Below are 26,205 nucleotides of genomic sequence, written 5' to 3'. Positions count from 1 at the left end.
CGGCCCCGCCCTAATCGGGCCACGTAAACAAACCGTGTGGAAGGGTTAATGCAGGGGGAAGGATGGGGCCGGCGCGGGCCTGCCGGCATTCATCGCCGGGCGCGCACCCAGCGTTCGGTCAGCCAGAGGACGAAAGCGTAGGAGAGGACCATCACCACTCCGGCGAATATCACGCCCGGTACGAGACTGCCGTTCTGGTTTTCCGGCGGAACGAGCAAAGGTGTCAGCGAGATTGCGACGAGAAACAGCACGAAAAGAAAGGGCATCACAAGCGTTATCAGACGGCGCGGACCCATACGAGTGACGTGGCCGCCGAAACCGTAATGGCCGGGGAGCTCGGCAAAATCGCCATAGCGCCGCTCCGCCCAGATACCGGCGGCGAGCAAAATGGCGGCGAAGGGCAGTGTCACCACGAATGGCAACCACTGCCCTGCCATGTCAGGCCGCTTCTTCTTTCTTGCCCTTGTCCGCGCTGACCACGCGGACCGGTTCCTTGCGCCCGTCGACCACGTCCTTGTCGATCACGACTTCGGTCACGTCGTCGAGATCGGGCAGGTCGAACATCGTGTCGAGCAGGATACCCTCGACGATGGAGCGCAGGCCGCGTGCGCCCGTCTTGCGCTTGATCGCCCGTTCGGCAATCGCGCGCAAAGCCTCGTCGGTGAAGGTCAGTTCGGTGTCTTCCAGCTCGAACAGCTTGCCGTACTGCTTCACGATCGCGTTCTTCGGCTCCTGCAGGATCGTGACCAGCGCATCGACATCGAGGTCGTGCAGGGTCGCGATGACCGGCAGGCGGCCGACGAATTCGGGGATCAGGCCGAATTTCAGCAAGTCTTCCGGCTCGCTCTTCTCCAGCAGCTCGCCGACGCGGCGCTTGTCCGGATCGGCGACATGCGCACCGAAGCCGATCGAACGCTTCTGCAGACGGTCGGCGATGATCTTGTCCAGCCCGGCGAACGCGCCGCCGCAGATGAACAGGATGTTCGTCGTGTCGACCTGCAGGAATTCCTGCTGCGGATGCTTGCGCCCGCCCTGCGGCGGGACGCTGGCCGTGGTGCCTTCCATCAGCTTGAGCAGGGCCTGCTGCACGCCCTCGCCCGACACGTCGCGGGTGATGGAGGGATTTTCCGCCTTGCGCGTGATCTTGTCGATCTCGTCGATATAGACGATGCCGTGCTGCGCCTTGTCGACATTGTAGTCGCTGGCCTGCAGCAGCTTCAGGATGATGTTTTCCACGTCCTCGCCCACGTAACCCGCTTCGGTCAGCGTGGTGGCGTCGGCCATGGTGAACGGCACGTCGAAGGTGCGCGCCAGCGTCTGCGCCAGCAGCGTCTTGCCGCAGCCGGTGGGACCGACCAGCAGGATGTTCGACTTCGCCAGTTCAACATCGCCGGATTTCCCGGCGTGCTTCAGGCGCTTGTAATGGTTGTGTACGGCAACGGACAGCACGCGTTTCGCGCGTTCCTGCCCGATCACGTAGTCGTTCAGCGTGGCGAAGATTTCGGACGGCGGGGGAACCTCGCCTTCCTTGCGGCCGGTCATTCCGGCCTTCGTTTCCTCGCGGATGATGTCGTTGCACAGTTCCACGCATTCATCGCAGATGAACACGGTAGGTCCGGCAATCAGCTTGCGCACCTCGTGCTGCGACTTCCCGCAGAAGCTGCAGTAAAGGGTGCTCTTGCTATCGGTTCCGCTCAATTTCGTCATATCCTGTATCGTCCCCGATCCGGCAGCAGATGGTGCGCGCGGATTCGGCCAACCTATCGCTGGTTTTCCATATTACAACCTGCCCCGTAGTAGCAGGCGCGCCTTAGCCACGCCTGAAGGGGCCAGGTTGCCAAGTTCTTATGCGCCCGTCCCGATGCGGGGCGGAAGCGCGCGGGCCGCCCCTTTCTTACGAAGGAGCGCCGCCCGAACCCTTGTCCTCGTCAGCCGTCGGCTCTTCGCCTTCGGGACGGGTTTCGAAGACCTTGTCGACGAGGCCGAACTTCATCGCCTCTTCCGCCTCGAGGAAGGTATCGCGGTCCATCGCCTTCTCGATTTCGTCGAGGCTGCGGCCGGTATATTTCACGTAGAGGTCGTTCATGCGCTTCTTGATGCGCAGGATCTCGCGGGCCTGGATCTCGATATCGGAGGCCATGCCGCGTGCGCCGCCGGACGGCTGGTGGACCATGATGCGCGCATTGGGCAGCGCGATCCGCATGCCCGGCTCGCCCGCGGCCAGCAGGAAGCTGCCCATCGATGCGGCCTGCCCCATGCAGACGGTGGAAACGCGCGGCTTGATGTACTGCATCGTGTCGTGGATCGCCATGCCGGCCGTCACCACGCCGCCGGGCGAGTTGATGTACATGCTGATAGGCTTGGACGGGTTCTCGCTTTCCAGGAACAGCAGCTGGGCGGTGATGAGCGATGCCATGCCGTCTTCCACCTGCCCGGTGACGAACACGATGCGTTCGCGCAGCAGGCGGCTGAAAATGTCGAAGCTGCGTTCGCCGCGGCTCGTCTGCTCGACAACCATCGGGACCAGCGCGCCGGTCAAGGGATCGCGGGTGAACTGTCCCTGGGTTGCATGTGCGTCGGAGCCGAAAAGATCGATCATGGGGTCAAGTGTCCTTGGGAAAACATGGGAATGCGAACAGCCATGTCGGACCTCGCGCGCCGATGTTCAAGGGGCTTAACCTTCCCCCATCGGTGACGGTGTCGGGGACGGTGTGAAGTCACGCCGATTTCGCCCGAGGTTTCGGTTGCATCCTGCCATCGGTATCGACACTGGTCGCGGCGACGGGCCGCTACGTCGAACAGGCGGTGACGCAGCGTTCGCGCGCGTCCAGAGCGTCCGCCAATTCCGGGAGAGAATGTTTGCGATTTCGTGTGCCGACCTGCGTGCTTGCCAGCGCATCCGCCCTGGCGATCGGCGTGACCTGCCCTGCCGCCGCGCAGGATACCGCAGCCGTACCCGAAACGCCGGAGGCAGGGGCGGACGCGGACGACACGGTCCTCCCGACACCGGGCGGCACGGCAGGCGTGTTCGAGCCTGCCTATTTCACCCAGTTCGCCCCGCGCAACGCGCTCGACATGCTGCGCCGGGTTCCAGGCTTCACCATTTCGGACGACGACAATGGCCGCGGGCTGGGGCAGGCCAACCAGAACGTCATCGTGAATGGCGAACGGCTGGCCAGCAAGTCCGACAGCCTGCGCGACCAGCTGCGCCGCATCCCCGCCGACACCGTGCTGCGGATCGAGATCGTGGAGGGCAATTCGCTCGATATTCCGGGCCTCAACGGACAGGTCGCGAACATCCTGACGTCCAGCACCGGCACGTCGGGCCAGTTCACCTGGCGCACCGGCTTTCGCGCCTACAACACGCAGGCCCAGCTTTACGGCGGGGAAGTTTCCGTCACGGGCAGCAGCGGACGTCTCGATTACACCGTCGCGCTCAGCAACGACAATAACCGTTTCGGGGCGGATGGGCCGGTCATCATCACCGATGCCTCGGGCGCGGTGATAGAAGTCCAGAACACGAAGTTTTCCGGCCGGTTCGACAATCCGAAGCTGGCGACGAACTTCAACTACGATTTCAGCGACAGCGTCACGGCGAACCTGAACCTTGCCTATGGCGAGGACTTCTTCACCCGCAGCGAACCGGAAATCGGCACGCCCCTGACCGGCCCCGTCCGCACACGCGATGCGCGGCGCGCGGAAGACGGCCCGGAATACGAGATCGGCGCCGACATCGAATTTCCCGTCGGCCCCGGACAGATGAAGCTGATCGGCCTGGAACGTTTCGAACGCGACAATTTCGAATCCCAGGTCGTGGACAGTTTCGGCGACCTGTCGCCATCCCGCGGGTCCCGCTTCGTCCAGTCGAGCGGAGAGGGCGAACGGATCGGCCGCTTCGAATATGGCTGGTCCCTGTGGGATGCGGACTGGCAGTTGTCGGGCGAGGCGGCCTACAACCGGCTGAACCGCGTCGCCGGCCTGTTCGAACTGGCCCCGGATGGCGAATTCGTGGACCTGAACTTTGCGGACGGCAATGGCGGCGTGACCGAAGACCGCTACGAAGCGATCCTGAGTTTCGGCAAGCAGCTTACCCCCGCCCTCGCCCTGCAACTGACCGGCGGGGCGGAATATTCGAAGATCGCGCAGACCGGGGCCGGAGCCAATGCGCGGTCCTTCCAGCGGCCGAAGGGCTCGGTCTCGCTGTCGTGGAAACCGCGCGAAGACCTCGATATCGCGGGCGAGATACGGCGCAGCGTCGGGCAATTGTCCTTCGGCGATTTCCTCGCCAGCGTATCGCTCGACGATGACAATGAACGGGGCGGCAACAACGAACTGGTCCCGAACCAGAGCTGGAATTTCGATCTCGAGGTGAACAAGGGACTGGGCGCCTGGGGCTCTGCCAAGCTGGAACTCAGCCACGCGCAGTTCGAGGACTTCATCGACTTCTTCCCACTCGCCAATGGCGGGGAAGCGCGCGGCAATATCGGCGATGCGACGCGCACCCAGCTGGAACTGAACACGACGCTGCAATTCGATCCGCTGGGCTGGACCGGGGCGCGGCTGGAAATACAGACGATCAAGCGCTGGATGAGCGTGATCGATCCGTTCACCGGCGAGGACCGCCCGTTTTCGGGCGACCTGATCGACCTCCTCGAAATGGACCTGCGGCACGATGTACCGGGCACGGACTGGGCGTGGGGCGGCGGCATTTTCACGGACAACAACGCTCCCTATTCCCGCCGGTTCGAGACGGGACGCGAGAGCGAGGGGCCGGTGTTCGCCAACCTGTTCGTGGAGCACAAGGACGTGTTCGGTCTGACCGTCAACGCGACCTATGCCAACGTGCTGAACGCCCGCAACGACTTCGTCCGCACCGTCTTCGACGGGCCGCGCCCCACCGCGCCCGTGCTTTTCCGCGAGGTCCAGGATCGCCGGATCGGGCCGATCTTCCGCTTCGCCGTCAGCGGCAGTTTCTAGGGCCTGCAAGCAGCGGCGCCCGCCCGGCGCCCTGACGCCGCGAAACGGGGGAGCAAGTGGGCGGCTCGCACGTTATACCTCCTGCAATCTTGCGCTTTGGGGGGTAACCGGCGTTCATGGAACTCGATCCGCGTATCTTGATGTTCGTGCTGTTCGGCATCGGCCTGATGGCTTCCGTCGGCCTGGAAAAATGGCTGTCGGACCGGTTCCTGTCGCTGCCGATCCTGTATGTCGGCATCGGCTGGGCGGTCTTTTCGCTCCCGCTCGGTCTGCCGGACATCAATCCGACCGACGACGCCTTCGACGCGCAATCGCTGGAATACATCACCGAATTCATCGTGATCGTCTCGCTGATGGGCGCCGGCATCGCCATCGACCGGCCTGTCAGCTGGAAGAACTGGCGGCAGATATGGCCGCTGCTCGCCATTGCCATGCCGATCACCATCGCCGCCATTGCATGGCTCGGCTGGTGGTGGGTCGGCTTTGCGCCTGCCAGCGCCATCCTGCTGGGTGCGGCCCTCGCCCCGACGGACCCGGTGCTGGCGCGCAGCGTGCAGGTGGGTCCGCCCGGTGAGAACGAGCGTCACGACCTGCGTTTTTCCCTGACGGTGGAGGCCGGGCTGAACGACGGTCTCGCCTTCCCCTTTACCTATCTCGCCATTGCAGCGGTGGGCATGACGGCTATCGGCGGCTGGACGCTGGAATGGTTCGCCTTCGACTTCCTTTGGCGCACCTTCGCCGGATGCGCGATGGGCTACATCGTCGGACGGGTCGGTGCCTGGTACGTGTTCGAACGCAAGGCCGACGAGGGCTACAAGGGCATGGACGAGGACGACAGCGTCGAGCGCGACGCCCTGCCGCTCAAATATTCGACCTCGGAAGGGCTGATCGTTCTCGGCATGCTGTTGCTGGCCTATGGAGCGGCCGAACTCGTGGAAGGATACGGTTTCCTCGCCGTGTTCATCGGCGCGGTCACCGCCCGGCAGAGCGAGAATGCCAGCCGTTATCACAAGATCAGCCACCATTTCATCGACCAGATCGAGAAGATCGTGCTGGTCGCCGTGCTGTTCGCTTTCGGGGGAATGCTCGCCAGCGGGGTGCTGGACGCACTGACCTGGCCGGCCGCGATCCTGGCACTGGTGCTGATCTTCGTGATCCGGCCGCTCGGCGGGCTCTTGGCCGAAAGCCTGAGCGGCCTACCCCTGCCTGGCAAGCTGGCGGTCGCCTTCCTCGGCATTCGGGGAATGGGGTCGATCTATTATTTAGCCTACGGGCAGAACCACGCGGTGTTCACCGAATTGTCGCTGCTATGGGCAACGACATCCTTCGCCATCCTCGCCTCCATCGTGGTCCACGGCGTGCTGAGCGCGCCCTTCATCCGCATGGTGGAGGAACGCGGGGCGCACATCCATTTCGGCACCGACGGGACGATGGCCGCCTTCGAGGAGCGTCCGGTAGAGGCGAACGGACAGGCCGACAGGTCCTGAATGCAAGAAGGCCCGGCCTCGCGGATGCGGGGCCGGGCCTCCTGGTGTCTTGCCTGAAGCGGCGGCCTACTTGCTGGCCGGCTTCTTGGCCGGAACCTTCTTCTTTGCCGCGGGCTTCGCGTCGGCCTTGTCGTCGCCAGCCTTGTCAGCGGCAGCCTTCTTGGCGGGCGCCTTCTTCGAGGCGGGCTTTTTCGCCGGAGCCTTCTTGGCCGCAGGCTTCTTCGCCTCGTCCTTGTCGCCGGCGCCCTCTGCCTTCTTGGCCGTCGTATTCTTGGCGGCAGCTTTCTTCGCCGGAGCCTTCTTCGCGGCGGGCTTCTTCGCCTTCGCTGCTTCTTCCTCGGCGTCGGCTTCGATCGCGGCTTCCAGTTCCTCGCGCGTCACTTCGCGGTCGGTGATTTCGGCCTTGTCGAACAGGAAGTCGACGACCTTGTCTTCATACAGCGGCGCGCGAAGCTGTGCTGCAGCCATCGGGTCCTGCTGGACGTACTGGAAGAAACGCTCGCGGTCTTCCTCGCGGTATTGCTGGGCAGCCTGCTGCATCAGCATGTTCATTTCCTGCCCCGAGACCTCGACGCCGTTCTTCTGGCCGATTTCCGACAGGAGCAGGCCAAGACGCACCCGGCGCTCGGCGATCTTGCGGTAATCGTCCTTCTCGGCTTCGATTTCCTTCAGCGCGGCTTCGGTATCTTCCTCGCCCTGCGCTTCCTGCTGGAGCTGGGCCCAGATCTGCTGGAATTCCGCGTCGACCATGCCTTCCGGCACGGCGAAATCGTGGCCGGCGGCCAGCGTGTCGAGCAGCTGGCGCTTCATCTGGGTGCGGGTCAGGCCGGCGGTTTCCTGCTCCAGCTGGCCGCGGACCAGTTCCTTCAGCTTGTCGAGGCTGTCGAGACCGAGCGATTTCGCGAAATCGTCGTCGATCTTGCCTTCCGCCTCGACCTTCACGGCCTGCACGGTGACATCGAATTCGGCTTCCTTGCCGGCCAGGTGCTGCGCCTGATAATCTTCGGGGAAGGTGACGGTGATGGTCTTTTCCTCACCGGTCTTCACGCCCGTCAGCTGCTCTTCGAAGCCGGGGATGAACGTGCCCGAACCGATGACCAGCGGCGTGCCTTCGGCCTTGCCGCCTTCGAATTCGGTCCCGTCGACGCGGCCGACGAAATCGATGATCAGCTGGTCGCCGTCCTTCGCCTTGCGGGTCTTGGCAGCGTCCTTGTAGGTCTTGTTGCCTTCCGCGATGCGGCCCACGGTCTCGTCGACCGCTTCGTCGCTGACCGGGACCGTCAGGCGTTCCAGCGTCAGGCCGTCCGTATCGGGTGCCTCCACGTCCGGGAGCACTTCCAGCTCGACCGTGACTTCGGCATCCTTGCCCTGTTCGTACCCTTCGCCCAGCGAAATTGCGGGCTGCATGGCCGGGCGCAGTTCCTTTTCCTTCATCAGTTCGTCGACGGAACTGCGGATGGTGTCGTTGATGACCTGCGCGTGCAGCTGCTCGCCGTGCATCTTGCGCACCAGGTTGGCCGGGACCTTGCCGGGGCGGAAGCCGGGCATCTTGATCTGCGGAGCCACCTTCTTGATTTCCGCATCGATCTGCTTCTCGATGTCGGCGGCGGGGATGGTCAGCGCATAGGCGCGCTTGAGGCCCTCATTGGTGGTCTCGTTGATCTGCATGGGTCGTGCCTTTGAACCTTCAGGTAAGTATCGATTCGATGCGGGTGGCGTCGCGACCGGGCCTGGGGCGGCGTAACTGGTGCGGGCGAAGGGACTCGAACCCCCACATCTTGCGATACTGGTACCTAAAACCAGCGCGTCTACCAATTCCGCCACGCCCGCATACCCGAACGAAGCCGCGCGCGAACCGACATGGTCCGCACGCGTGAACGAGCGCCTGTAGGCGGCGAGGGCTGAAAGGGCAAGCGCTTGCACGAATGCGCGCGCCCTCGCCTCGTCCCGAACCGTCTCGTACCGGCCTTGGCGCGCGCGTCGCCGGGGAACGCTGTGACCCCGGGCGGCGTTGCAAGGGGTGAAAGGACCACATCATGGGACAATACGACAAACCGCGCATCCCGCCATCCACGCCGCCGGTCATCGCGCCGGACGCGGACGAGGAAGAAGCCGCGCACGCGCCTGTCGATGGAGACAGCGCGAAGAGCGGCAGCGTGGAATCAGCACACTCGCCGCTCGATGCGGATGCAGCAGACAGCACGGGCGACCCGGATGCCCGCAAACTCGCCGGTCGCAATGCCCTCGATGGCGGGGGCGAACAGACCCTGGACGAAACCGACCCCGATCATGAGCCGGTTACCGGCCCGGAAAAGAAATAGAGGAATTCAGCATGGCAACCCAGCCCGATCCCGGTCCCGACACGATCGAACCCGTAGCCCCGCCCGAGCATACGCCGGATTCGCTGCCGGAAGCACCGCCCTCCCATCCGGGCGAAATCCAGCCGCCATCGCCCGATATTGCCGAGCCGGGCGTCCAGCCGCAGGAAACACCGCCTCCGGCGCAGTAGGAAGGCGGGAAAACGGGGTCGCCGCGTAACGCCGGGATTGTCACCGGGCGCCAGCGGCCTTATCCGCGCGGGCCATGAGTGAAGAAAACACCTCCCCCGACACCGACACCGGTCCAGCCGGCAATGCAAGCGACACCCCGCCGATGACCCTCTCGGTGCATCCCCGCAGCAAGTTTTTCGACCAGGAAGCCCTGCAGCGCGGCGTCGCCATCCGCTTCAAGGGCAAGCAGCGCACGGATATCGAGGAATATTCGATTCCCGAAGGCTGGGTCCGGGTGCAGGCAGGCAAGACCGTCGACCGCAAGGGCAATCCCCTGCTGCTGAAGCTGAAAGGCCCGGTCGAGGCGTGGTTTGAAGACCTGGGCGAAGATGCCCCGGTGGCCAAGGCCGACTGAGCGAGCACCGGCCCGCCAGTTGGCGGGCCTCAAGCCTGGTTTCTAGTCGTAGCGCGCAAGGACCTGCGCGATGGGATCGCGTGCCTGCGCCCCGGTCCGCTGGCCCTGCGATTTCCGCTGGCTTTCCTGTTGTTGCGGCGCAAGCGGTTTTGCCTGCCTGTAACCGCGCTGAGGCGGCAGCGGCTTCGCCTGGCGATAGGTGGCGGGCGAAGCACCGCCGCGAATCGCATCGAACGCGCTGACAAACTGTCTGGAAGGCGCCCGCGTCACCGCGACATGGGTCGGCGGGGAAACGACGCGCGGACGGGCGGCGGGCGCGCCATCGCCGTAGATGAAGCCGTGAACCGGCCAGCGCGTCTTGCCCAGAGCCTGAAGCGGGGCATACCAGACACGCACTTCGCTCCAGTCGTTGCCCGGCGACACGTCGATCGCCTTCACATCGCGTTCGATCTGTCCGCGGCGGCCATTGATCGGCGACCAGTTCGCATGATCCAGCAGGACAGTGCGCGAATCGATGACCTTCGACACCGCAGCGACATGGCCCAGCTTCATCTTGCGATGAGGTTGGAATGCCATCACCGCGCCGACACGGGGCCGGTTGCTACGCTCGTACCGCGATGAGGCCTGGCTCCACCAGGTATGGGCATCGCCGAATATCCGCACACCGCTGACCTCGCGGGCATAGGGCACGCATTGGAGGTAGGCGGGCAGTTCCCGGGCCTGCAATGCGCCTCCGCCCGCGCCGGACGGCAGCGGGATCGCGGGCGCGCCGAGCAATGCGGCACCGATGGCTAGGGGTATGATCAGCTTCGACATGGGCGTACCAAATGCGCCGGTAACCTTCACACGCACCTTCGCGTTACGGTTAACGCGATTTTACGATTGGCGACCGATATGCCGCCAGTGCTTGCCAACGGCGTCCGGAGGGGCCACCTGCGGCAGCATAATGCGCCCGACAGTCATCATCATCGGCCGGCCCAATGTCGGCAAGTCCACCCTGTTCAACCGGCTGGTGGGCAAGAAGCTCGCCCTGGTCGACGACCAGCCCGGCGTCACGCGCGACCGGCGCATGGGCGATGCGGAACTGGCGGGGATGAAATTCACCGTCGTCGACACCGCCGGCTGGGAAGACGAGGACCGCGAGACACTGCCCGGCCGGATGCGCGCGCAGACGGAGGTCAGCGTCGAAGGCGCGGACGCTGTCCTGTTCGTCATCGACGCGCGCGCCGGGCTGACCCCGCTCGACGAGGAAATCGGCCGCTGGCTGCGAACCGTGGACGTGCCGGTCGTGCTGGTCGCCAACAAGGCCGAAGGCAAGGCGGCCGAGGCGGGCATCCTGGAAAGCTATTCGCTCGGTCTCGGTGAACCGGCAGGCATTTCGGCCGAACACGGGGACGGCGTGGCCGACCTGTTCGAGGGGCTGTGGCCGCTGATCGGGGAAAAGGCCGACGCCGAGGAAGAGGCAGCCAGCGCGGCCCGCATGGCGGACGATGGAGAGGATGACGAGGTTGCCCCGCTCGGCCCGCTGAAGCTGGCCATTGTCGGGCGGCCCAATGCCGGCAAGTCCACGCTGATCAACCGGATGCTGGGCGAAGATCGCCTGCTGACCGGGCCGGAGGCGGGCATCACCCGCGATTCCATCGCAATCGACTGGAAATGGACCGATCCCAAATCGGGCGAGGAACGCGACATCCGCCTGATCGACACCGCCGGCATGCGCAAGAAACGCAATGTCACGGAAAAGCTGGAGAAGCTGTCCGTCGCCGATGCCCGCCGCGCGGTCGATTTCGCCGAGGTCGTGGTGCTGCTGCTCGATGCGACGCAGGGGCTGGAGCACCAGGACCTGAAGATCGCCAGCATGGTCCTGGAAGAAGGCCGCGCCCTAATGGTCGCGATCAACAAGTGGGATATCGCAGAGGATCCCAGCGCGCTGTTCAACGGGATCCGCGCCGCGCTGAACGACGGGCTGGCGCAGGTGCGCGGTTTGCCGGTGCTGGCTGTCAGCGCGAAGACCGGCAAGGGTATCGACCCGATGCTGACCGCCGCGTTCGAACTGCGCGAAAGCTGGTCGAAACGCGTGCCGACCTCCGCGCTCAACCGGTGGTTCGACGATGCGATGGAGGCGAACCCGCCCCCCGCCCCGGGTGGTCGACGGGTCAAGCTGCGCTATATCACGCAGGCGGGGACGCGCCCGCCGCGCTTCGTCATTTTCGGCACGCGGCTGGAATCGCTGCCTACCAGCTATGAACGCTATCTCGTCAATGGCATCCGCGACAAGCTGGGCTTCGACGCGGTTCCGGTGCGCGTCGTGCTGAAAAGTCCGAAGAACCCCTACAACGCCAATCGCGGCGGGGGCGGCAATTACAGCACCGGGTCGAAGCGGGACTGACCACGCGGGATCAATCGGCCGATCACGGCCAAGCGGAACTGGATATGCTCGAGATACTGGCCGAAATCGGTATTGCCGACGAAATCATCCAGCGCACGTCCAGCACGGCGCGCGTGCAGCAGATCGTGCAGCTAAGCCTTGCGCCGGCCTTCCTGCTGGCAGGTATCGGGGCCATCATGAACGTCATGACCAACCGGTTGATCTGGGTTGCCAACCGGATCGAGCGCATCACGCGGCTGGACGAGGAAGGCCGTGCCGGAACGCTGGTAAGGGACCTGCCTTCGCTCGAAAAACGGCGCAATTACGCGCAGGGTGCCGTGATGTTCAGCACGCTGGCGGCCCTTACCATCAGCGTGGTGATTGCCCTGCTGTTCATTTCCGCCTTCATCCGCCCGCAGATCGGGACGCTGACTGCCATTGCATGGATCATCACCATGGCATTCCTGGTGATCGGCCTCGCCATGTTCGCGATCGAGACGCGCACAGCGGCGCATCGCAATCATGAGCGGTTGAAGGAAGCAAAGGCCCGTCGCCGCATGGACCGGGCGGAGGCCGAAGCCGAGGCCGCCGCACAAGCCGCCTCGGCGCGCAAGACGGGTTAGGCGTTGTTGGCGCCCGGTGCGCCGGCGCCCGTGTGGCCCTCGCCTGCCGGGCTGCTCTGCAACTGGACGTAGTTCTGCAGGCCCATCCGTTCGATCATGTCGAACTGCGTTTCGAGGAAGTCGACATGCTCTTCCTCGCTGGCGAGGATGTTCTCGAACAGCTGGCCGGACACGAAGTCCTTCACGCTCTGGCAGTAATCGGCCGCCTCGCGCAGGAGCGGGATTGCCTCTTCCTCCATCGCCATGTCGGCGCGCAGGATTTCCTCCACCGTCTCGCCGACCTTCAGCTTGTGGATCGCCTGGAAGTTGGGGAGGCCGTTGAGGAAGAGAATCCGCTCCGCCAGCCAGTCGGCGTGCTTCATCTCGTCGATCGATTCGTGGCGCTCGTATTCGGCCAGCTTGTCCACGCCCCAATCGGCCAGGACGCGGTAATGCAGCCAGTACTGGTTGATGGCTGTCAGCTCGTTGGTGAGAGCCTTGTTGAGATAGTCGATGACCTTGGAATCGCCCTTCATGGCGCTGCTCTCCGATATGGCGGAACGGGGGGTGCGTGCGCCGTATCATGGGCGCGCGCCATGGATTCTGACAAGCCTGAAAATTCTTGAAAATGGCGGAAAACGGCCATTTGCGAATGGTTTTCAGTAGCGCCGAACCCGCTCAGGCCGCCGCCGGCTGCAGGCCCAGTTCGCGTTCCTCGAACAGGATGGCGTCGGCCTCGTCGAGGCACGACCCGCAATTGGGCCGCTTGCCCAGCGCGGCATAGGCCGCTTCCGCATCGCCATTCGTACGGCGCGCGACACGGCGCAGCTCTGTCTCGCGGATGGCATTGCAGATGCAGACATACATTGGGGCGCGTCTCCTGCGATTGATTCGCAAAAGCATAATTATGCGAATACTTCGCAATAGCAAGCCCAGTGAGGCAATTCGCCCCGGCTGTGTGCGCCGTCCCTCAACGACGGAGGGGAAACAGCTTCCCATAAGTCAGGCAGCGCCACAGCCATTCGAGCGGGCCGTATCGGAACCGGGCAAGCCACGGCGCCGACCACGCCAGCATCGCCGCACAGCCCAGAAGGGCGACCCCGTACAGTTCCGTCCGCCCGAGCTCTCCGAACTGGCCAAGGCCCCAGCCGTGGAATAACAGCATCATCACGGCCGATGTGCCGAGATAATTTGTGAAGGCGGCGCGGCCCGCAGCGCTGACCCGCGAGCCGAGCCAGCCGGCCGCGTGCGGGGCCGCCAGAGAAAGCAGCGCGGCGAGCCCCAGGACCATGGGGAGCCGGGGCAGGAAGGAGAAGCCGACCATGGCCGCCTGCGTGCCGTAATAGGTGAAGCCGTTATCCCTGACCCACAGCCCAATCAGCAGCGAGACCGCTCCGCCGCCCAGCAGCCCGATCCAGCCCCACATTCGCTGGCGCCCGGGATCGAAGCCGCCGCTGAACAGCCCCATCCGGTAAAGCGCCATGCCGACCAGCATCAGGGGAAGCGTCTCAAACAGCCAGATGAAGATGAAGAATCCCAGGTCCGCCGCGTGCGTGCCGACCATGTGCGCGACGTAATCCCCGTAGTCGCCGCCCCGGATCAGCTCCGTCTGCACGGCGCCGTCGTCCAGGGCGATCTGCTTTCCTTCCTCCAGCGACGGGGCGACCATTTCCAGCGCGCCGCCTTCCTCGCCCATCGGGGTATCGGCGGCCAGTGTCAGCGGGGCCATCATCGCCCCGTACAGGATCGCACCGGCGACATAACCCAGCAATCCCAGCACCAGTTGCTTGTGCGCCTCCATCCGCAGGAAAGCGAGCGCGACAAAACCGCAAACGGCGTAGGAAAACAGGATGTCGCCGCGCCAGATCAGGAAATAATGCAGCAGGCCGAACAGCATCAGCCAGAACAATCGCCGCGCCTGCAGGCCCCTGCCCTGCCCCCGCGCCCACGCCTTTTCCATGAACAGCATCATCCCGGCCCCGAACAGCAGGGTGAACAGACCGCGCATCTTGCCGTCGATCAGAACGAACTGGGCAACCCACATCCAGTCCTCCGCATCGGAGTGCGGGACGATGAAGGCATCGGGATACATGTAGGCGGCGAATGGCTGGCCGAAGGCGACGATATTCGCCCACAATATGCCCATCACCGCGATCCCGCGAATGAAGTCCAGGCTGGCAAGGCGCTGGGTGTCGCCCGCGGCGATCGGCTGCACCTGGTCCGGCGGGACCCGATCCGGCGGGGCCCGATCCGGCGGGGCGTTGTCCGTCAGGCCTGCAAGCTGCGCATCTGTCGTCATGGTCACCCCCACTCTGCCGACTGCTCTAGCAGTCCGGGGGCGGGAAGAAAGTCATTTGGCGGCGTAGGCCCCGCGCTTCGTCCGCAGCGGTCCTATCGGGTGACGAGACACGCCTGCCCGGTGCGTTTGAGCGCATTGCAGGCGCTCTGTGCATCGCCGCGCGAGGCATAGCCGCCCGCCTGCAGCTTGGTCAGCCGCCCTGCATCCACCAGCAATTTTTTTCGCCCGGAAATCTCGCTGCGCGAGGAAAGCCGCGTCCACAGGCGCTCGGCATTGTTCCTGACGGAAAAGGCGCCGAGCTGCACCTTCCACGGACCGGTGGCTGCCGGGGCGGGTGCGGGCGCCGGTCCCAGGTCCGGTTGCCCCTCCGGTTTCGGGTCCGTACGCGGCGCGGGCGTGGCGGCAGCGATGGTCGTGGGCGCAGGCGCGGGCGCAGGGGCCGGTGTCGCCGCTGCCGTGCCGGTCGCAGTGCGGACCGGAGGCCCGCTGACAGGCCTTGCGTAATCCGCACCGGCCAGCGCCGGGCTTTGCGTCCCGGTCACGCGCTGGGCCTCTGCCACGGCAGCCTGCGCTGCAGCCACGGACGGTGCCACGCTGGTCGTCGGAATGGGCCGGGGTATGGCAGCCGCGCCGCCAGTGGCGCGTGCTGTCGGCATGGTCGCTGCCGCGCGGACGGCTTGCGGGGCAGCGGCGGCCGGAGGCGGCGCAACGCTGTTTGCCGTGCCGCCGGCAAGGTCTGCTGCGGCAAGCTGGCTGGCGCGCCGCGCATCGGCATCCCGCTTTATCGTCGTGGCGACAGTCTGCGCCTGTTCGCGCTGCTCCAGCGGGATGAACTCGTCCATCTGCGTGATGGCAGGTGCGGCCTGCGGCAGGCCTGCGGAATTGGCGAGCGTGAGCAGCGCATAGGCGCGCACCCAGTCCTTCTCCACCAGGTCGCCGTTGAAATGGGCGATGCCCAGGAGATACTGCGCACGCGGATCGCCGCGATCGGCGGCGGCGCTGACATAGGGCATTGCCTCCTGCCGGCGTCCGTCCTGGAACATCAGCAGGCCCAGATTGTCCGCCGCTTTCAGGTGGCCCTTCTCGGCTGCCTTGGCGTAGAACACTTCCGCCTGTTTCTCGTTCGCCTCCACCCCGCGTCCGAGGCGGTACGCCTGTGCGAGGTTGAACTGCGCGTCGGGGTCGCCCTTCGCCGCCGGGCCGCGCCATTCGGCCACGGCCGTGTCGTAGTCGCCCCTGCTCCATGCATCGACGCCCGTCTTCACGTCGGCAAGCGCCGGCGCGGCAACGGCCAGCGGCGTCATCGCGATACATGCCATGGCGGCAAGGCGGAAATGTGCTCTGGCAGCCATGATCGGCCCTTTTCTTCCCGGGATTCAGCAATCGAAGTAGCCTGACATAGTGAACAGCCCGTTAGCAAAGCATTTATGTCCCCGTGCCCGCACCGAGCTTGTCCTTAACGGACCGTCATCGCTGCTCCCGGCACGCCAGTCTTAACCCAAAATTAGGGGTATCCTGCGATTTCCCTCCGCAGACCTCCGGCGACAGGCGCTGGGGACCGTTTTGGAATTTATCAGGGGGACCAGGCCTTGCGAGTACTGGCATTGGCATCGCAAAAAGGCGGATCGGGCAAGACTACCCTGTCCGGCCATCTGGCTGTTCAGGCACAGAGGGCCGGAGCCGGCCCGGTCGTATTGATCGACATCGATCCGCAGGGCTCGCTTGCCGACTGGTGGAACGAGCGCGAGGCGGAATATCCCGCTTTCGCCCAGACCACCGTGGCCCGCCTTGCAACCGACCTGCAGGCGCTGCGCCAGCAGGGGTTCAAGCTGGCCGTGATCGACACGCCACCCGCCATAACCATGGCCATCCAGTCGGTCATCGGCGTGGCCGAACTGATCGTCGTCCCCACCCGCCCCAGCCCGCACGACCTTCGCGCTGTCGGTGCAACGGTCGACCTGTGCGAACGCGCCGGGAAGCCGCTGGTGTTCTGCGTGAACGCGGCAACGCCCAAGGCGAAGATTACGTCCGAAGCCGCCGTCGCTCTCAGCCAGCACGGCACCGTCGCACCGATCACCCTGCACCACCGCACCGATTTCGCAGCCTCGATGATCGATGGCCGCACGGTCATGGAAGTCGATCCCAACAGCCGCTCCGCTGCCGAAGTGACCGCCCTGTGGGGTTACCTCGCCGACCGGCTGGAAAAGAACTTCCGCCGCACCGTGTTCGCCGCGCCGACCCAGGCCGCCGCGCAGCCCGGCACCTATCGTCCCGCAGGCGGTTTCGGCCGCCGCGTCGCGTCCTGATCGCCGCGGAGGGAACAGGGACACAGCCATGACAGAAACCAGCTTCGCCTCTCTCAGCCCGACGCTGCTGGCCCGCAAGGGCGGCGCGAAGCCGGCCATGCGTCCGCAGATCGCGCCGCTTCATGGAGAGAAACCTGCCGGGGCCGCAGCACTGGCCGCCAATCTGGAGGACCTGGGATGGAACGACATGGGCGAGCCCTATGACGACCGTCCGCAGGAAACCGGCGGCTTCGCCGGCCTGACCCCCGCTCCCGAGCCCGTCGAGGACGCGGACGCCGCGCATACCGCCATCGCCAAACCCTCGCCCGCCAAGGTGCAGCAGGAAGAACTGGCGAGCCGGATCTCCGCCGCTGCCGAACCTTCCGACCATAACGCCGCAAAGGCACGGGATGATGCTGACCCGAAGACCGAAGCACGCATCGCCTCGTCTTCGCAGCAGCGCCGTTCCGCGATTTCGCAAGGCAAACGGGCCGCCTTTACGCTGCGCCTCGATGCAGAGCGTCACCTCAAACTGCGCCTTGCAAGCACCGTCAAGGGCCGCAGCGCCCAGCAATTGGTGACCGAAGCGCTGGACCGCCTGCTGGGCGAAATGCCCGAAATCGATTCGATGGCCGCGCAAGTGGCCAACAAGTGAACGCCCGAAGAAGCACTGCCCGAAGGGGAATGACAATGATCCGCAAGCAAAGCTTTACCCGCCTGGCCCTCACGAGCGCGGTTGCGACCGTCGCTCTTGCCGGGTGCACCTCTGCGGGCGGACAGCGCGCAGACCTCGCCGCCAGCGACGCCCGCACCGCCATCGCCTCGGGCGAGGCGCAGGCTGCCGTCGCCAGCGCCGAAAGCGCCGTCGCGCAGGAACCGCGCAACGCAACCTACCGCGCCGTCCTGGGCGCAGCCTATCTCGACGCCGGACGTTTCCAGTCGGCAGCCACCGGGTTCGAGGATGCGATCACCCTTGGCGACACCAGCCCGCGCACCGCGCTCGGCTATTCGCTCGCACTGATCGGCGCCGGTGACCAGAACGCTGCACTCGGCGTGCTGGAGGACTGGCGCGACAGCATTCCCGCCGCCGATCGCGGCCTCGCCCTGGCACTGGCCGGCGATGCGGATCGCGGCGTCCATGTCCTTGCCAGCACCCTGCGTGCCGGAAACAACACCGCGAAGGTTCGCCAGAACCTCGCCTATGCCTATGCCCTGCAGGGCAATTGGCGCGCAGCCCGCGTCATGGCGGCAGAAGACGTGCCGGGCGACATGCTCGACGCACGCCTTTCCGAATGGGCCAAGACATCCACCGGCGATGCCCACCGCGAACGCGTGGCAGCGTTGCTAAACGTGCCGGTACGGCGCGATGGCGGAATGCCTGCCGCGCTCGCCCTGAACGTCGCTCCCGGTGCCGAGCAGCAGATGGCCGAAGCCGCCGCGATGGCGCCTGCCCTTGCCGAAGCGTTCGAGCCGAAGGCCGTGCCTGCGACTGCCAGCGCCTCGCGCGAATTGCCGCCACTGGCCGAAATTCCCGCGCCGCGCGGTGATACTGAGCCTGCGCGCGCTGCTGCGCAGCCCGTTTCGCAAGCTGTCCCGCAGGTCGCCGCCGTCGTGCCACCTGCAACCAAGCCGGAAAGTTTCGAGGACGCCTTCGCAGCGCCCGCTCCGCAAGGTGCCACGGTCGCGCAGATCGCTCGCAGTGCCATCGAATTCGTCACCAGCCCGGTCGTCCAGACCATGCCCGTCCGCAATGGCGCAAAGCCGGAACCGGTCCGCAAGGTTGCTGCCCAGGCGTCGATTGCAGGCGGCGACAGCCACCTGGTGCAACTCGGCAGCTTCAATTCCGAAGCGGGTGCGAAGCGCGCATGGGGCATCTACGCCCAGCGCTATTCCCAGCTGTCCGACCACCAGATGGTCATCACCAAAGCCCGCGTTCGCGGCAAGATCTATTATCGCGTATCGGCGGCCGGCTTCGACAATGCCGGTGCCCGCTCCATGTGTTCCAGCGTCAAGTCCAACGGACAGGGCTGCATCACCTGGGCCCGCAACGCCCCGCTGCCCGGCGCCATCGATACGGGCGTCCGCATGGCGAGCCGCTGATACCGGACACGGTACCCTGCATCCTTACGCAAGGGGGTTCTATCGCCCCTCCCGGCCCATATGCCGGGAGGGGCTTTTTTTGCCTATGGATGAGATGGGCGGACAGGCTACCTAGAGGCGGCTGAAATCGAGATCGGCCGGCGGCTTGTCCGAAAGCTTCGTGCACATGTGCTCGAACACCGAGATGTGAAGCGGCTCGACGAATTCCACGCCGTTGACCTGGTTGTCCCACCAGCGAACCACGGCCGGGATCGGGCCGAACGTACCCAGCCTCAGGGTGATCGGCGTTCCGGCCTTCATGGTGCCGAAGCGGTCGTAGAAACGGCATCCGGTCTGCGAAAGGTCGGTAATCCAGACGTCCTTCGGAACGCCGGAGCCACGGCGATACCGCCCTTGCAGACCGACTTTCTGCCGATCCTGCCGGCGTCGTCCGATATCCGGATTGTCGCCATCATCGCGGGGATCATCATGTCCGGTCATCATCGCGGTGTATCCGTTCCTGTAATCCCGAGAGGTAAACGACGTTGGTTAAGGCTTTAATCTCTTGCCGCCGGTCGCGATACCGCCTTTCCACGTAGCGATGGACCGGCCCTGCATCGGCTGGCCGTCGAACGGCGTGTTTCCTGCAGCCGCTTCCATCTTCCGGCTGTCGACGACCCAGGGCTTGTCCGGATCGACCAGGGTGAGGTCGGCTTCCGCCCCTTCGCGCAGGACGCCGGCCTCGGCGCCGAGCAGGCGGGCCGGGGACCCGCAGAGCAGGTCCGCCATGCGCGGCAGGTCGATGAGGCCGTCGCGTACGAGTGTCAGCGTCAGCGCAAGCAGCGTTTCGGCCCCCGCCATCCCGGCGGCAGCATCGGCATAGGGCAGGCGCTTGTCCTCCGCCCCGCGCGGATCGTGACCGCTGGAGATGACGTCGATCGTACCGTCGGCAATGGCGGCGCGCACGGCCTGCCGGTCGCTCTCGCTGCGCAAGGGAGGGGACAGGCGGGCAAAGGTCCTGAAACCTGCCGTCTCGAGGTCGGACAGCATGAAATGCGCCGGGGTGACACCGGCCGTCACGGCCACGCCCCGCGCCTTCGCAGCCCGGACCAGGTCGAGCGCGGCGGACGTCGTGACCTGCCGGAAATGAAGCCGCGCACCGGCCAGTTCCGCCAATGCGATGTCGCGCGCAACCGCAATCGCTTCCGCTTCGGCAGGCGCGCTCGGCAGGCCGAGGCGGGTCGCCATTTCGCCTGCCGTCGCCGCGGCGCTTCCGGCCAGGCTGGCATCTTCGGCATGGGCGACCACGACCATGTCCAGCATGGCGGCATATTGCAGCACGCGCAGCATGGTCGCGCTGTCGGCGATCCATTGCCGCCCGGTTGCGATCCCGCGCGCACCAGCCTCGCGCATCAGGCCGATTTCGGCCAGTTTTTCGCCGGCTAGACCGCTGGTTGCAGCGGCCAGGGGATGGACCCAGAGGTCGGGCTTCCCGCTCTTGGAAATATAGCTGACCCGGCTCGGCAGATCGAGCAGCGGCGACTGGTCGGGCATCAGCGCGGCGCGGGTGATGCCTCCGAAATGAAACGCGGGCTTGTCCACCGCGAAGACGCCGAAATCGACGAGGCCCGGCATCAGCGTGCGGCCACGCGCGTCGTGAATCTCGTCGCCATCGGCCGGGGCCACATCCCCGACCGCAGAGATCAGTCCCCCGGCGCAGCGCACGGCGCCTTCGGCGATACCGGCGGGGGTCACTACCTTCGCATTGGTGATGGTGAGCGCGCGCACCTGCTTCATACCCATTGCCCCCGGCCCCGCTCGCCCGACCAACCCTCCACCCCGCGCGCGCGGCGCGTCAGGATGTCGAGGCACGCCATGCGGATCGCCACGCCCATTTCCACCTGCCGCGTGATAATCGACCGGTCGAGCCGGTCGGCCACGTCGCTGTCGATTTCCACCCCGCGGTTCATCGGTCCGGGGTGCATGACCAGCGCGTCGGGCGCGGCGCGGTCCAGCCGGGCCTGCGTCAGCCCGTAAAGGTGGTGATACTCGCGTTCGGACGGGATGAACTGCCCGCTCATCCGTTCCGACTGGAGGCGCAGCATCATCACGACATCGCTGCCGTCCAGTGCCGCGTCGAAATCATGGAACGCGGTCGCTCCCATCCGTTCGATGGCGGCGGGCATCAGCGCGGGCGGCGCACAGACCCGAACGCTGGCCCCCATGGCCTGCAGGCACAGAATGTTGGACCGGGCCACGCGGCTGTGCAGGATATCGCCGCAGATCGTGACGGTGAGGCCGGTGAAATCCTCAGCCCCTTCGCCGCGTTCCTCCAGCGCATGGCGCAGGGCCAGCGCATCGAGCAGGGCCTGCGTCGGATGCTCGTGGCTGCCGTCGCCGGCATTCAGGACCGGGCAGTCCACCTTGCTCGCAATCAGGTCCACCGCCCCGCTCGACCCGTGGCGGATGACGATGGCATCGGCCCGCATGGCATTGAGCGTGATCGCCGTATCGATCAGCGTCTCGCCCTTCTTCGTGCTGGAAGTGGCGGCGTGCATGTTGACGACGTCCGCCCCCAGCCGCTTGCCCGCGATTTCGAAACTCAGCAGCGTGCGCGTGCTGTTCTCGAAGAAGGCGTTTATGATGGTGAGACCGGCAAGCTCCCCCGAATGCTTGTCCGCCTGGCGATTCAGTTCGACCCACTGTTCCGCCTCGTCCAGCAGATAGAGGATTTCGTGCCGTTCCAGCTGCGCGATCCCGGTCAGGTCGCGGTGCGGGAATGCGTGCGCGCCCGCCGGATAGCGGTCGCCTTGGGGGGAGGAGCCTGCCGATGTCATCAAAGCGATGCCACTAGTCGAGGGCTGTGGCCCGCTCAAGGGGAAAGCGGTGGCGCGCCCGCGCCTTCCGTCCTATCTTTGACGAAAGACGGGCGCACGGGTCGCTGCCGGCGCCGTCCAGCAAGGAAATCCAATGGCATTCGCAAAATCGGTGTGGCGGCTCCTCGTGGGGGTGAAGGATGCGCTGGTCCTCGTCCTCCTGCTGCTGTTCTTCTTCGCGCTCTACGGCGTGCTGACCGCCCGCCCCTCGCCCGCGCAGGTCACCGAAGGCGCGCTGCTCGTCGAACTGAACGGCTACGTCGTGGAGGAGAAGACACCGGTCGATCCGTTCGATGCCCTGCTGTCGGGCACGGCCCCGGTCGGCGAATACGACGTGCAGGACGTGGTCCACGCGCTGGACACGGCGGCGACCGACGAGCGGATCAGTTCGGTCGTGCTCGACCTGTCCGGCTTCCTGGGCGGCGGGCAGGCTCACCTGCAGGATATCGGCGCAGCGCTGGACCGCGTGCGCGTGGCGGAAAAGCCGGTCCTGACCTATGCCGTCGCCTATGCCGATGACGGAATGATGCTGGCGTCCCACGCATCGGAGGTCTGGCTCGATCCGCTGGGTGGTGCCTTCATCGCCGGTCCCGGCGGTGAGCGGCTGTATTACGCAGGCCTGCTCGAACAGCTGAACATTAATGCCCGCGTCTACCGCGTGGGCACGTACAAGTCCGCCGTGGAGCCCTATCTCGAAACCGGCATGTCGGAGCCTGCGCGGGAAAACTACACCTCCCTCTACGAGGCCTTGTGGGAAGAGTGGCAGGCCCATGTGAAGAAAGCGCGTCCCCGCACCGACATCGCCCGCGTCACGGCCGATCCCGCCGCGTGGGTCGAGGCATCGTCCGGCGATCTGGCGACAGCGGCGCTACAGGCCGGTCTGGTCGACAAGCTCGGCAACAAGGTCGAATTCGGCCAGCGCGTGGCGGAAATTTCCGGCGAGGACCCCTATGGCGATGCGCCCGGCAGCTACGCCTATTCCGGACTCGATCCCTGGCTGGCCGACAATCCGCGCGATACGGGTGGCAGCGCCATCGGCGTGGTTACGATCGCGGGCGAGATCGTGGACGGGGAAGCCGGCCCCGGCACGGCCGGCGGCGACCGGATCGCCACCCTGCTGGACGATGCGCTGGAAGACGACCTCGCCGGTCTCGTCGTGCGGGTGGATTCGCCGGGCGGGTCCGTCCTCGCCAGCGAACTGATCCGGGAGGCGATCCTGCGGCACAAGGCGCGCGATATTCCCGTCGCGGTCAGCATGGCGAATGTCGCCGCAAGCGGCGGCTACTGGGTCTCGACCCCCGCCGACCGCATCTTTGCAGAGCCGGAGACGATTACCGGCTCGATCGGTATCTTCGCCGTCATCCCCACTTTCGAGGACCTGGCGGCGGAATATGGCGTCAATTCGGACGGGGTGCGCACCACGCCGCTTTCCGGACAGCCGGACCTGATCGGCGGTTTCACGCCGGAGGTCGATTCGATCCTGCAAAGCTCCATCAGCGATGGCTACACCGATTTCATCCGGCTGGTCGCCACCTCGCGCAATTTGTCGGAAGAACAGGCCGACCGCATCGGCCAGGGCCGCGTATGGGACGGCGGCACGGCGCGGCAGATCGGCCTCGTCGACCAGTATGGCGGCCTGGACGAAGCCGCCGAATGGGTCGCCGCGCAGGCTGGCGTTGTCGATGACGGCTGGCATCTCACATTCCTGGGCGACGGGGAGGCGACCTACGACACGCTCCTTCGCTCTCTCGTCATGCCGGAGGCGGCGCAGGCCGTTCCGCAGGATGTCTTTGCGCTGATGGCAAACCGGCAGGCAGGCACGCTGGACCGGCTGGAGGCGGACGCCTCGCGCTTGCTGACGACGCGCGGAATGCAGGCCTATTGCCTCGAATGCCCCACTCCGCCCGCGCGTGTTACTTTGCTGGCGGCGGCCGGATCGCGCCCAGGTTTTTGGCAGAAACTGGCGGCCCTGCTCGACTAGGGCGCCAAGCCCCCTTGCCATTCGCGCGCCGCAATGCCATTGGCGCGCCCTTCGCCGCGTGCATCGGCACAGCGAGCGGGCGCGTAGCTCAGTGGTAGAGCACACCCTTCACACGGGTGGGGTCGCAAGTTCAATCCTTGCCGCGCCCACCATTTGCCGGTCCGGCCGGAACGGCGAATTCCTTCGACCATGACCTTTACTGCGGGGCGCTTTCTTCTGCCGGAGTGCCGCTATCGGTGCGGTATTTTTCGAACCAGGCGAGGGTGTAGTCGGTCTTTGCATTCAGCAAAGACGGACGGGCTGCGATGCCGTGGCTGGTTCCCGGAATCCGGACCATGGCGCTGGGTATCCGGCGCAATTGCAAGGCCTGGTAGAATTGCTCCGTCTCCGAGATCGGCGTGCGGTAGTCGATTTCGCCGGTGATCAGCATGGTCGGCGTTTCCACGTTCCCGACCAGCGACAGCGGCGAACGCTCCCAGTAATGGTCCAGATGCTCCCACGGAGGGCCGGGGAACTGGTTGGCGATCTGTCCGATATAGCTGTCCGCCGTAAGCACCTTCGATACCCAGTTGATGACCGGCTTGGCCGCCACGGCAGCATTGAACCTGTTTGTCAGGCCAACAGCATAGGCGGTCGCTATCCCGCCGGCAGAGCCGCCTGCGATGAACAGGTTCTGCGGGTCGGCGAAGCCGTTGTCGATCGCCCAGTCCACGGCCGACATGTGGTCGGCAAAATCGTCGGGGCTCGAATATTTGTATTTCAGCAGGTTCGCGAATTCGCTGCCGTAACCGATGGAGCCGCGGTGATTGTCGTAGACGACGACGTAGCCTTCAGCCGCCATGCGCTGCAATTCGGCGGAGAAGTGCGGCCCGTAGGCGAGATGCGGCCCGCCGTGGATCTCCAGTATCAGCGGATAGGCCCGGCCTTCGACATAGCCCGGCGGCGTGATCATCCAGCCCTGCACCTCCAGCCCGTCGAGCGAGGAGGCGTAGGTAAACGATCTTACATCGCCCAGATCGCGCTGTGCCAGCAGGTCCTCGTTCAGCGACGTCAGCCTGCGCGTCCGGCCCCCGCGATAGGAATAGAGGTCCGCCGGACGCTGCGCGCTGCCCTTCGTATAGACCAGCGCCCCGCCGCGCCCGGCATCGTAGGTTCCGCTGACATAGGGCCGACCGACCGTGGTGCCGCCAATGCCTTCGACCAAGGTCGAGCGCCTGCCATCGGTGCGGACCGTGCCGACATTGTTCTCGCCCCGGTTCTGGTAGGTGAAGGCGATTTCCCGGTTACCGAGCCATTGCAGGTCTCCAGCGCGGCGGTCGAGATCGGGCGTCAGGTTGCGCGCATTCCCGCCGCTACGATCCATCAGGTAGACATCGGTCGGCAGGAAAGGCTCAGCCTCGTTCCCGGTCCTGAGATAGGCGACGAGGTCCCCGCCCGGCGAGACGGCGGGGCTTTCCTCCACCCCTGCCTCCGCCGTCAATTGCCGCAGCGCGCCCGTCGCCACATCGACCGAAAAAATGTCCGCTTCGCGCGATTGCAGTTCCCAACCGGCATTGCGGTTCGCCGAAAAGAGAATCTCGCGCCCGTCCGGGGTGAAGGACAGCTGGCCGGTATGGTTGAAATCGCCGCCGGTCAATTGCCGCGCCGTGCCTCCGTCGGCGGGGATGACGAACAGGTGGTCGTAGGCGAGTTCGAGGAACCCCTCCCCGTTGGAGCGATAGCGGGCACGGTCGATGACCTTGGGCGGCTCTGCCCAGCTTGCACCGTCGGGTTTCTTCGGCGCCCGGACCAGCGTCTCGCTTTCGCCCTTCACCGCCATGGTGAAGGCAAGAGCGGCCCCGTCGGGCGACCATGCCAGATTGCCCGGACCTTCCTCGAACGTCCCCAGAAGAGCGTCCCTGCCGCTGTCCAGGTAGTGCACGTAGAGGCCTGTGCGGCCCGATGCGGACTTCAGATAGGCGATGCGTTCTCCATCGGGTGCCCATCGCGGCGAGCGATAGGAACCGCCATCGGCAAGCAGCGGCTCGTGCGAGGTGCCGGCAAGATCGACGATCCAGACCTGCGACACAGTGCGGTCGGTCATGATATCGTTGGACCGGCGGACATACAGCGCGCGGTCGCCATCGGGTGAGATTTCCGGCTCGTCGGCCCATTCCAGCTCGAACACGTCCTCTGCCGTGAACAGGCGCGGGGCCTCTTGCGCGGAGACCGGCGCAGCCATCGCGGCAGCGAGACAGGCAGCCGATGCTGCGGCGGCAAAATATTGTTTCATGATCGTCCCTAGACCCGAATGTCCTATTCTCTCTCAAAGCGAGGGTGCGGCATGACTGCCGCCATGGCAACAGGC

Annotated in this window: 25 protein-coding genes and 2 tRNA genes; 13 read left to right on the top strand and 14 right to left on the bottom strand. The window is 65.5% G+C overall.

The genetic code is table 11. The features are described from left to right. Positions 1-89: 89 nt before the first annotated feature. The 3 genes from PF049_05070 to PF049_05060 form a co-directional block, all read right to left on the bottom strand. Entirely contained in the window at positions 90-413 is a 324-nt protein-coding gene (locus PF049_05070; GenBank protein ID WBY17524.1) for a hypothetical protein, read from the bottom strand. Positions 414-438: 25 nt separating this feature from the next. Then, entirely contained in the window at positions 439-1,707 is a 1,269-nt protein-coding gene (gene clpX, locus PF049_05065) for an ATP-dependent Clp protease ATP-binding subunit ClpX (GenBank protein WBY17523.1), read from the bottom strand. A 187-nt stretch (positions 1,708-1,894) separates the two neighbouring features. Beyond that, on the bottom strand, positions 1,895-2,599 hold the full coding sequence (locus tag PF049_05060; protein WBY17522.1) for an ATP-dependent Clp protease proteolytic subunit: 705 nt from the start codon (positions 2,597-2,599) through the stop codon (positions 1,895-1,897). A 272-nt stretch (positions 2,600-2,871) separates the two neighbouring features. Between PF049_05060 and PF049_05055 the strand changes: the two genes are divergently transcribed. Both PF049_05055 and PF049_05050 read left to right on the top strand, forming a co-directional pair. Next, on the top strand, positions 2,872-4,977 hold the full coding sequence (locus tag PF049_05055; protein ID WBY17521.1) for a TonB-dependent receptor plug domain-containing protein: 2,106 nt from the start codon (positions 2,872-2,874) through the stop codon (positions 4,975-4,977). Positions 4,978-5,093: 116 nt separating this feature from the next. Continuing rightward, positions 5,094-6,464 (top strand): cation:proton antiporter, encoded by a 1,371-nt coding sequence (locus PF049_05050; protein WBY17520.1) that lies wholly within the window; start codon positions 5,094-5,096, stop codon positions 6,462-6,464. 66 nt (positions 6,465-6,530) lie between these two features. Here the strand turns inward: PF049_05050 and tig are convergent, their stop codons facing one another. Next, on the bottom strand, positions 6,531-8,132 hold the full coding sequence (tig, locus tag PF049_05045; GenBank protein WBY17519.1) for a trigger factor: 1,602 nt from the start codon (positions 8,130-8,132) through the stop codon (positions 6,531-6,533). Between the two features lie 77 nt (positions 8,133-8,209). Continuing rightward, positions 8,210-8,294 (bottom strand) — tRNA-Leu (locus tag PF049_05040). 206 nt (positions 8,295-8,500) lie between these two features. Here PF049_05040 and PF049_05035 point away from each other — a divergent pair. The 3 genes from PF049_05035 to PF049_05025 all read left to right on the top strand — a co-directional run bounded on the left by PF049_05035 (position 8,501) and on the right by PF049_05025 (position 9,368). Beyond that, the gene (locus PF049_05035) at positions 8,501-8,785 is read left to right on the top strand and encodes a hypothetical protein (protein WBY17518.1); all 285 of its coding nucleotides are present in this window, start codon (positions 8,501-8,503) and stop codon (positions 8,783-8,785) included. A gap of 11 nt (positions 8,786-8,796) precedes the next feature. Beyond that, positions 8,797-8,973 carry a hypothetical protein gene (locus PF049_05030; protein WBY17517.1) on the top strand — a complete coding sequence of 59 codons (177 nt, stop codon included), beginning with the start codon at positions 8,797-8,799 and terminating at the stop codon, positions 8,971-8,973. Between the two features lie 74 nt (positions 8,974-9,047). Then, positions 9,048-9,368: a DUF3297 family protein gene (locus tag PF049_05025; protein WBY17516.1), complete on the top strand. Its 321-nt coding sequence runs from the start codon at positions 9,048-9,050 to the stop codon at positions 9,366-9,368. Between the two features lie 42 nt (positions 9,369-9,410). On the opposite strand, the gene PF049_05020 is transcribed toward PF049_05025, so the two are convergent. Continuing rightward, on the bottom strand, positions 9,411-10,175 hold the full coding sequence (locus tag PF049_05020) for a CHAP domain-containing protein (GenBank protein ID WBY17846.1): 765 nt from the start codon (positions 10,173-10,175) through the stop codon (positions 9,411-9,413). Positions 10,176-10,314: 139 nt separating this feature from the next. Between PF049_05020 and der the strand changes: the two genes are divergently transcribed. Both der and PF049_05010 read left to right on the top strand, forming a co-directional pair. Then, the gene (gene der, locus PF049_05015; GenBank protein ID WBY17515.1) at positions 10,315-11,757 is read left to right on the top strand and encodes a ribosome biogenesis GTPase Der; all 1,443 of its coding nucleotides are present in this window, start codon (positions 10,315-10,317) and stop codon (positions 11,755-11,757) included. A 44-nt stretch (positions 11,758-11,801) separates the two neighbouring features. Then, on the top strand, positions 11,802-12,359 hold the full coding sequence (locus PF049_05010) for a DUF2721 domain-containing protein (GenBank protein ID WBY17514.1): 558 nt from the start codon (positions 11,802-11,804) through the stop codon (positions 12,357-12,359). On the opposite strand, the gene bfr is transcribed toward PF049_05010, so the two are convergent. Beyond that, positions 12,356-12,874: a bacterioferritin gene (gene bfr, locus PF049_05005; GenBank protein WBY17513.1), complete on the bottom strand. Its 519-nt coding sequence runs from the start codon at positions 12,872-12,874 to the stop codon at positions 12,356-12,358. The genes PF049_05010 and bfr overlap by 4 nt on opposite strands. Between bfr and PF049_05000 the strand changes: the two genes are divergently transcribed. Continuing rightward, positions 12,873-13,004, top strand: a complete 132-nt coding sequence (locus PF049_05000; protein WBY17512.1) for a hypothetical protein — start codon at positions 12,873-12,875, stop codon at positions 13,002-13,004. The two genes, bfr and PF049_05000, sit on opposite strands and share 2 nt — an antisense overlap. Positions 13,005-13,016: 12 nt before the next feature. Here the strand turns inward: PF049_05000 and PF049_04995 are convergent, their stop codons facing one another. The 3 genes from PF049_04995 to PF049_04985 form a co-directional block, all read right to left on the bottom strand. Continuing rightward, positions 13,017-13,205, bottom strand: coding sequence for a (2Fe-2S)-binding protein (locus tag PF049_04995; protein WBY17511.1), 189 nt, complete (start codon positions 13,203-13,205; stop codon positions 13,017-13,019). Positions 13,206-13,308: 103 nt separating this feature from the next. Next, positions 13,309-14,637: a DUF418 domain-containing protein gene (locus PF049_04990; protein ID WBY17510.1), complete on the bottom strand. Its 1,329-nt coding sequence runs from the start codon at positions 14,635-14,637 to the stop codon at positions 13,309-13,311. A 92-nt stretch (positions 14,638-14,729) separates the two neighbouring features. Then, positions 14,730-15,989 (bottom strand): SPOR domain-containing protein, encoded by a 1,260-nt coding sequence (locus PF049_04985; GenBank protein ID WBY17509.1) that lies wholly within the window; start codon positions 15,987-15,989, stop codon positions 14,730-14,732. A gap of 237 nt (positions 15,990-16,226) precedes the next feature. On the opposite strand from PF049_04985, the gene PF049_04980 reads away from it, so the two are divergent. From PF049_04980 to PF049_04970, 3 genes are read left to right on the top strand one after another with little or no spacing between them, the layout of a single operon-like run. After that, complete coding sequence (locus PF049_04980; protein WBY17508.1) at positions 16,227-16,943, top strand: ParA family protein; 717 nt, start codon at positions 16,227-16,229, stop codon at positions 16,941-16,943. 28 nt (positions 16,944-16,971) lie between these two features. Beyond that, positions 16,972-17,577, top strand: a complete 606-nt coding sequence (locus PF049_04975; GenBank protein ID WBY17507.1) for a hypothetical protein — start codon at positions 16,972-16,974, stop codon at positions 17,575-17,577. Positions 17,578-17,612: 35 nt separating this feature from the next. Further along, entirely contained in the window at positions 17,613-19,022 is a 1,410-nt protein-coding gene (locus tag PF049_04970) for an SPOR domain-containing protein (GenBank protein WBY17506.1), read from the top strand. Positions 19,023-19,133: 111 nt separating this feature from the next. On the opposite strand, the gene PF049_04965 is transcribed toward PF049_04970, so the two are convergent. From PF049_04965 to PF049_04955, 3 genes are read right to left on the bottom strand one after another with little or no spacing between them, the layout of a single operon-like run. Continuing rightward, positions 19,134-19,505, bottom strand: a complete 372-nt coding sequence (locus tag PF049_04965; protein ID WBY17505.1) for a PilZ domain-containing protein — start codon at positions 19,503-19,505, stop codon at positions 19,134-19,136. A gap of 45 nt (positions 19,506-19,550) precedes the next feature. After that, entirely contained in the window at positions 19,551-20,798 is a 1,248-nt protein-coding gene (locus PF049_04960) for a dihydroorotase (GenBank protein WBY17845.1), read from the bottom strand. Then, positions 20,795-21,838, bottom strand: coding sequence for an aspartate carbamoyltransferase catalytic subunit (locus PF049_04955; GenBank protein ID WBY17504.1), 1,044 nt, complete (start codon positions 21,836-21,838; stop codon positions 20,795-20,797). The genes PF049_04960 and PF049_04955 overlap by 4 nt, the downstream gene beginning before the upstream one ends. Before the next feature lie 133 nt (positions 21,839-21,971). Here PF049_04955 and sppA point away from each other — a divergent pair, with 133 nt between their 5' ends. Next, on the top strand, positions 21,972-23,858 hold the full coding sequence (sppA, locus tag PF049_04950; GenBank protein WBY17503.1) for a signal peptide peptidase SppA: 1,887 nt from the start codon (positions 21,972-21,974) through the stop codon (positions 23,856-23,858). Positions 23,859-23,935: 77 nt separating this feature from the next. Next, positions 23,936-24,010, top strand: a tRNA-Val gene (locus PF049_04945). A 44-nt stretch (positions 24,011-24,054) separates the two neighbouring features. Here PF049_04945 and PF049_04940 read toward each other — a convergent pair. Continuing rightward, complete coding sequence (locus PF049_04940) at positions 24,055-26,130, bottom strand: S9 family peptidase (protein ID WBY17502.1); 2,076 nt, start codon at positions 26,128-26,130, stop codon at positions 24,055-24,057. Positions 26,131-26,205: the final 75 nt, after the last annotated feature.

The organism is Erythrobacteraceae bacterium WH01K, from assembly GCA_027941995.1.
GTDB lineage: Bacteria > Pseudomonadota > Alphaproteobacteria > Sphingomonadales > Sphingomonadaceae > CAJXSN01.
Note: the sequence above shows the minus strand (reverse complement) of the source record. Positions and strands in the feature narration are given on the sequence as shown.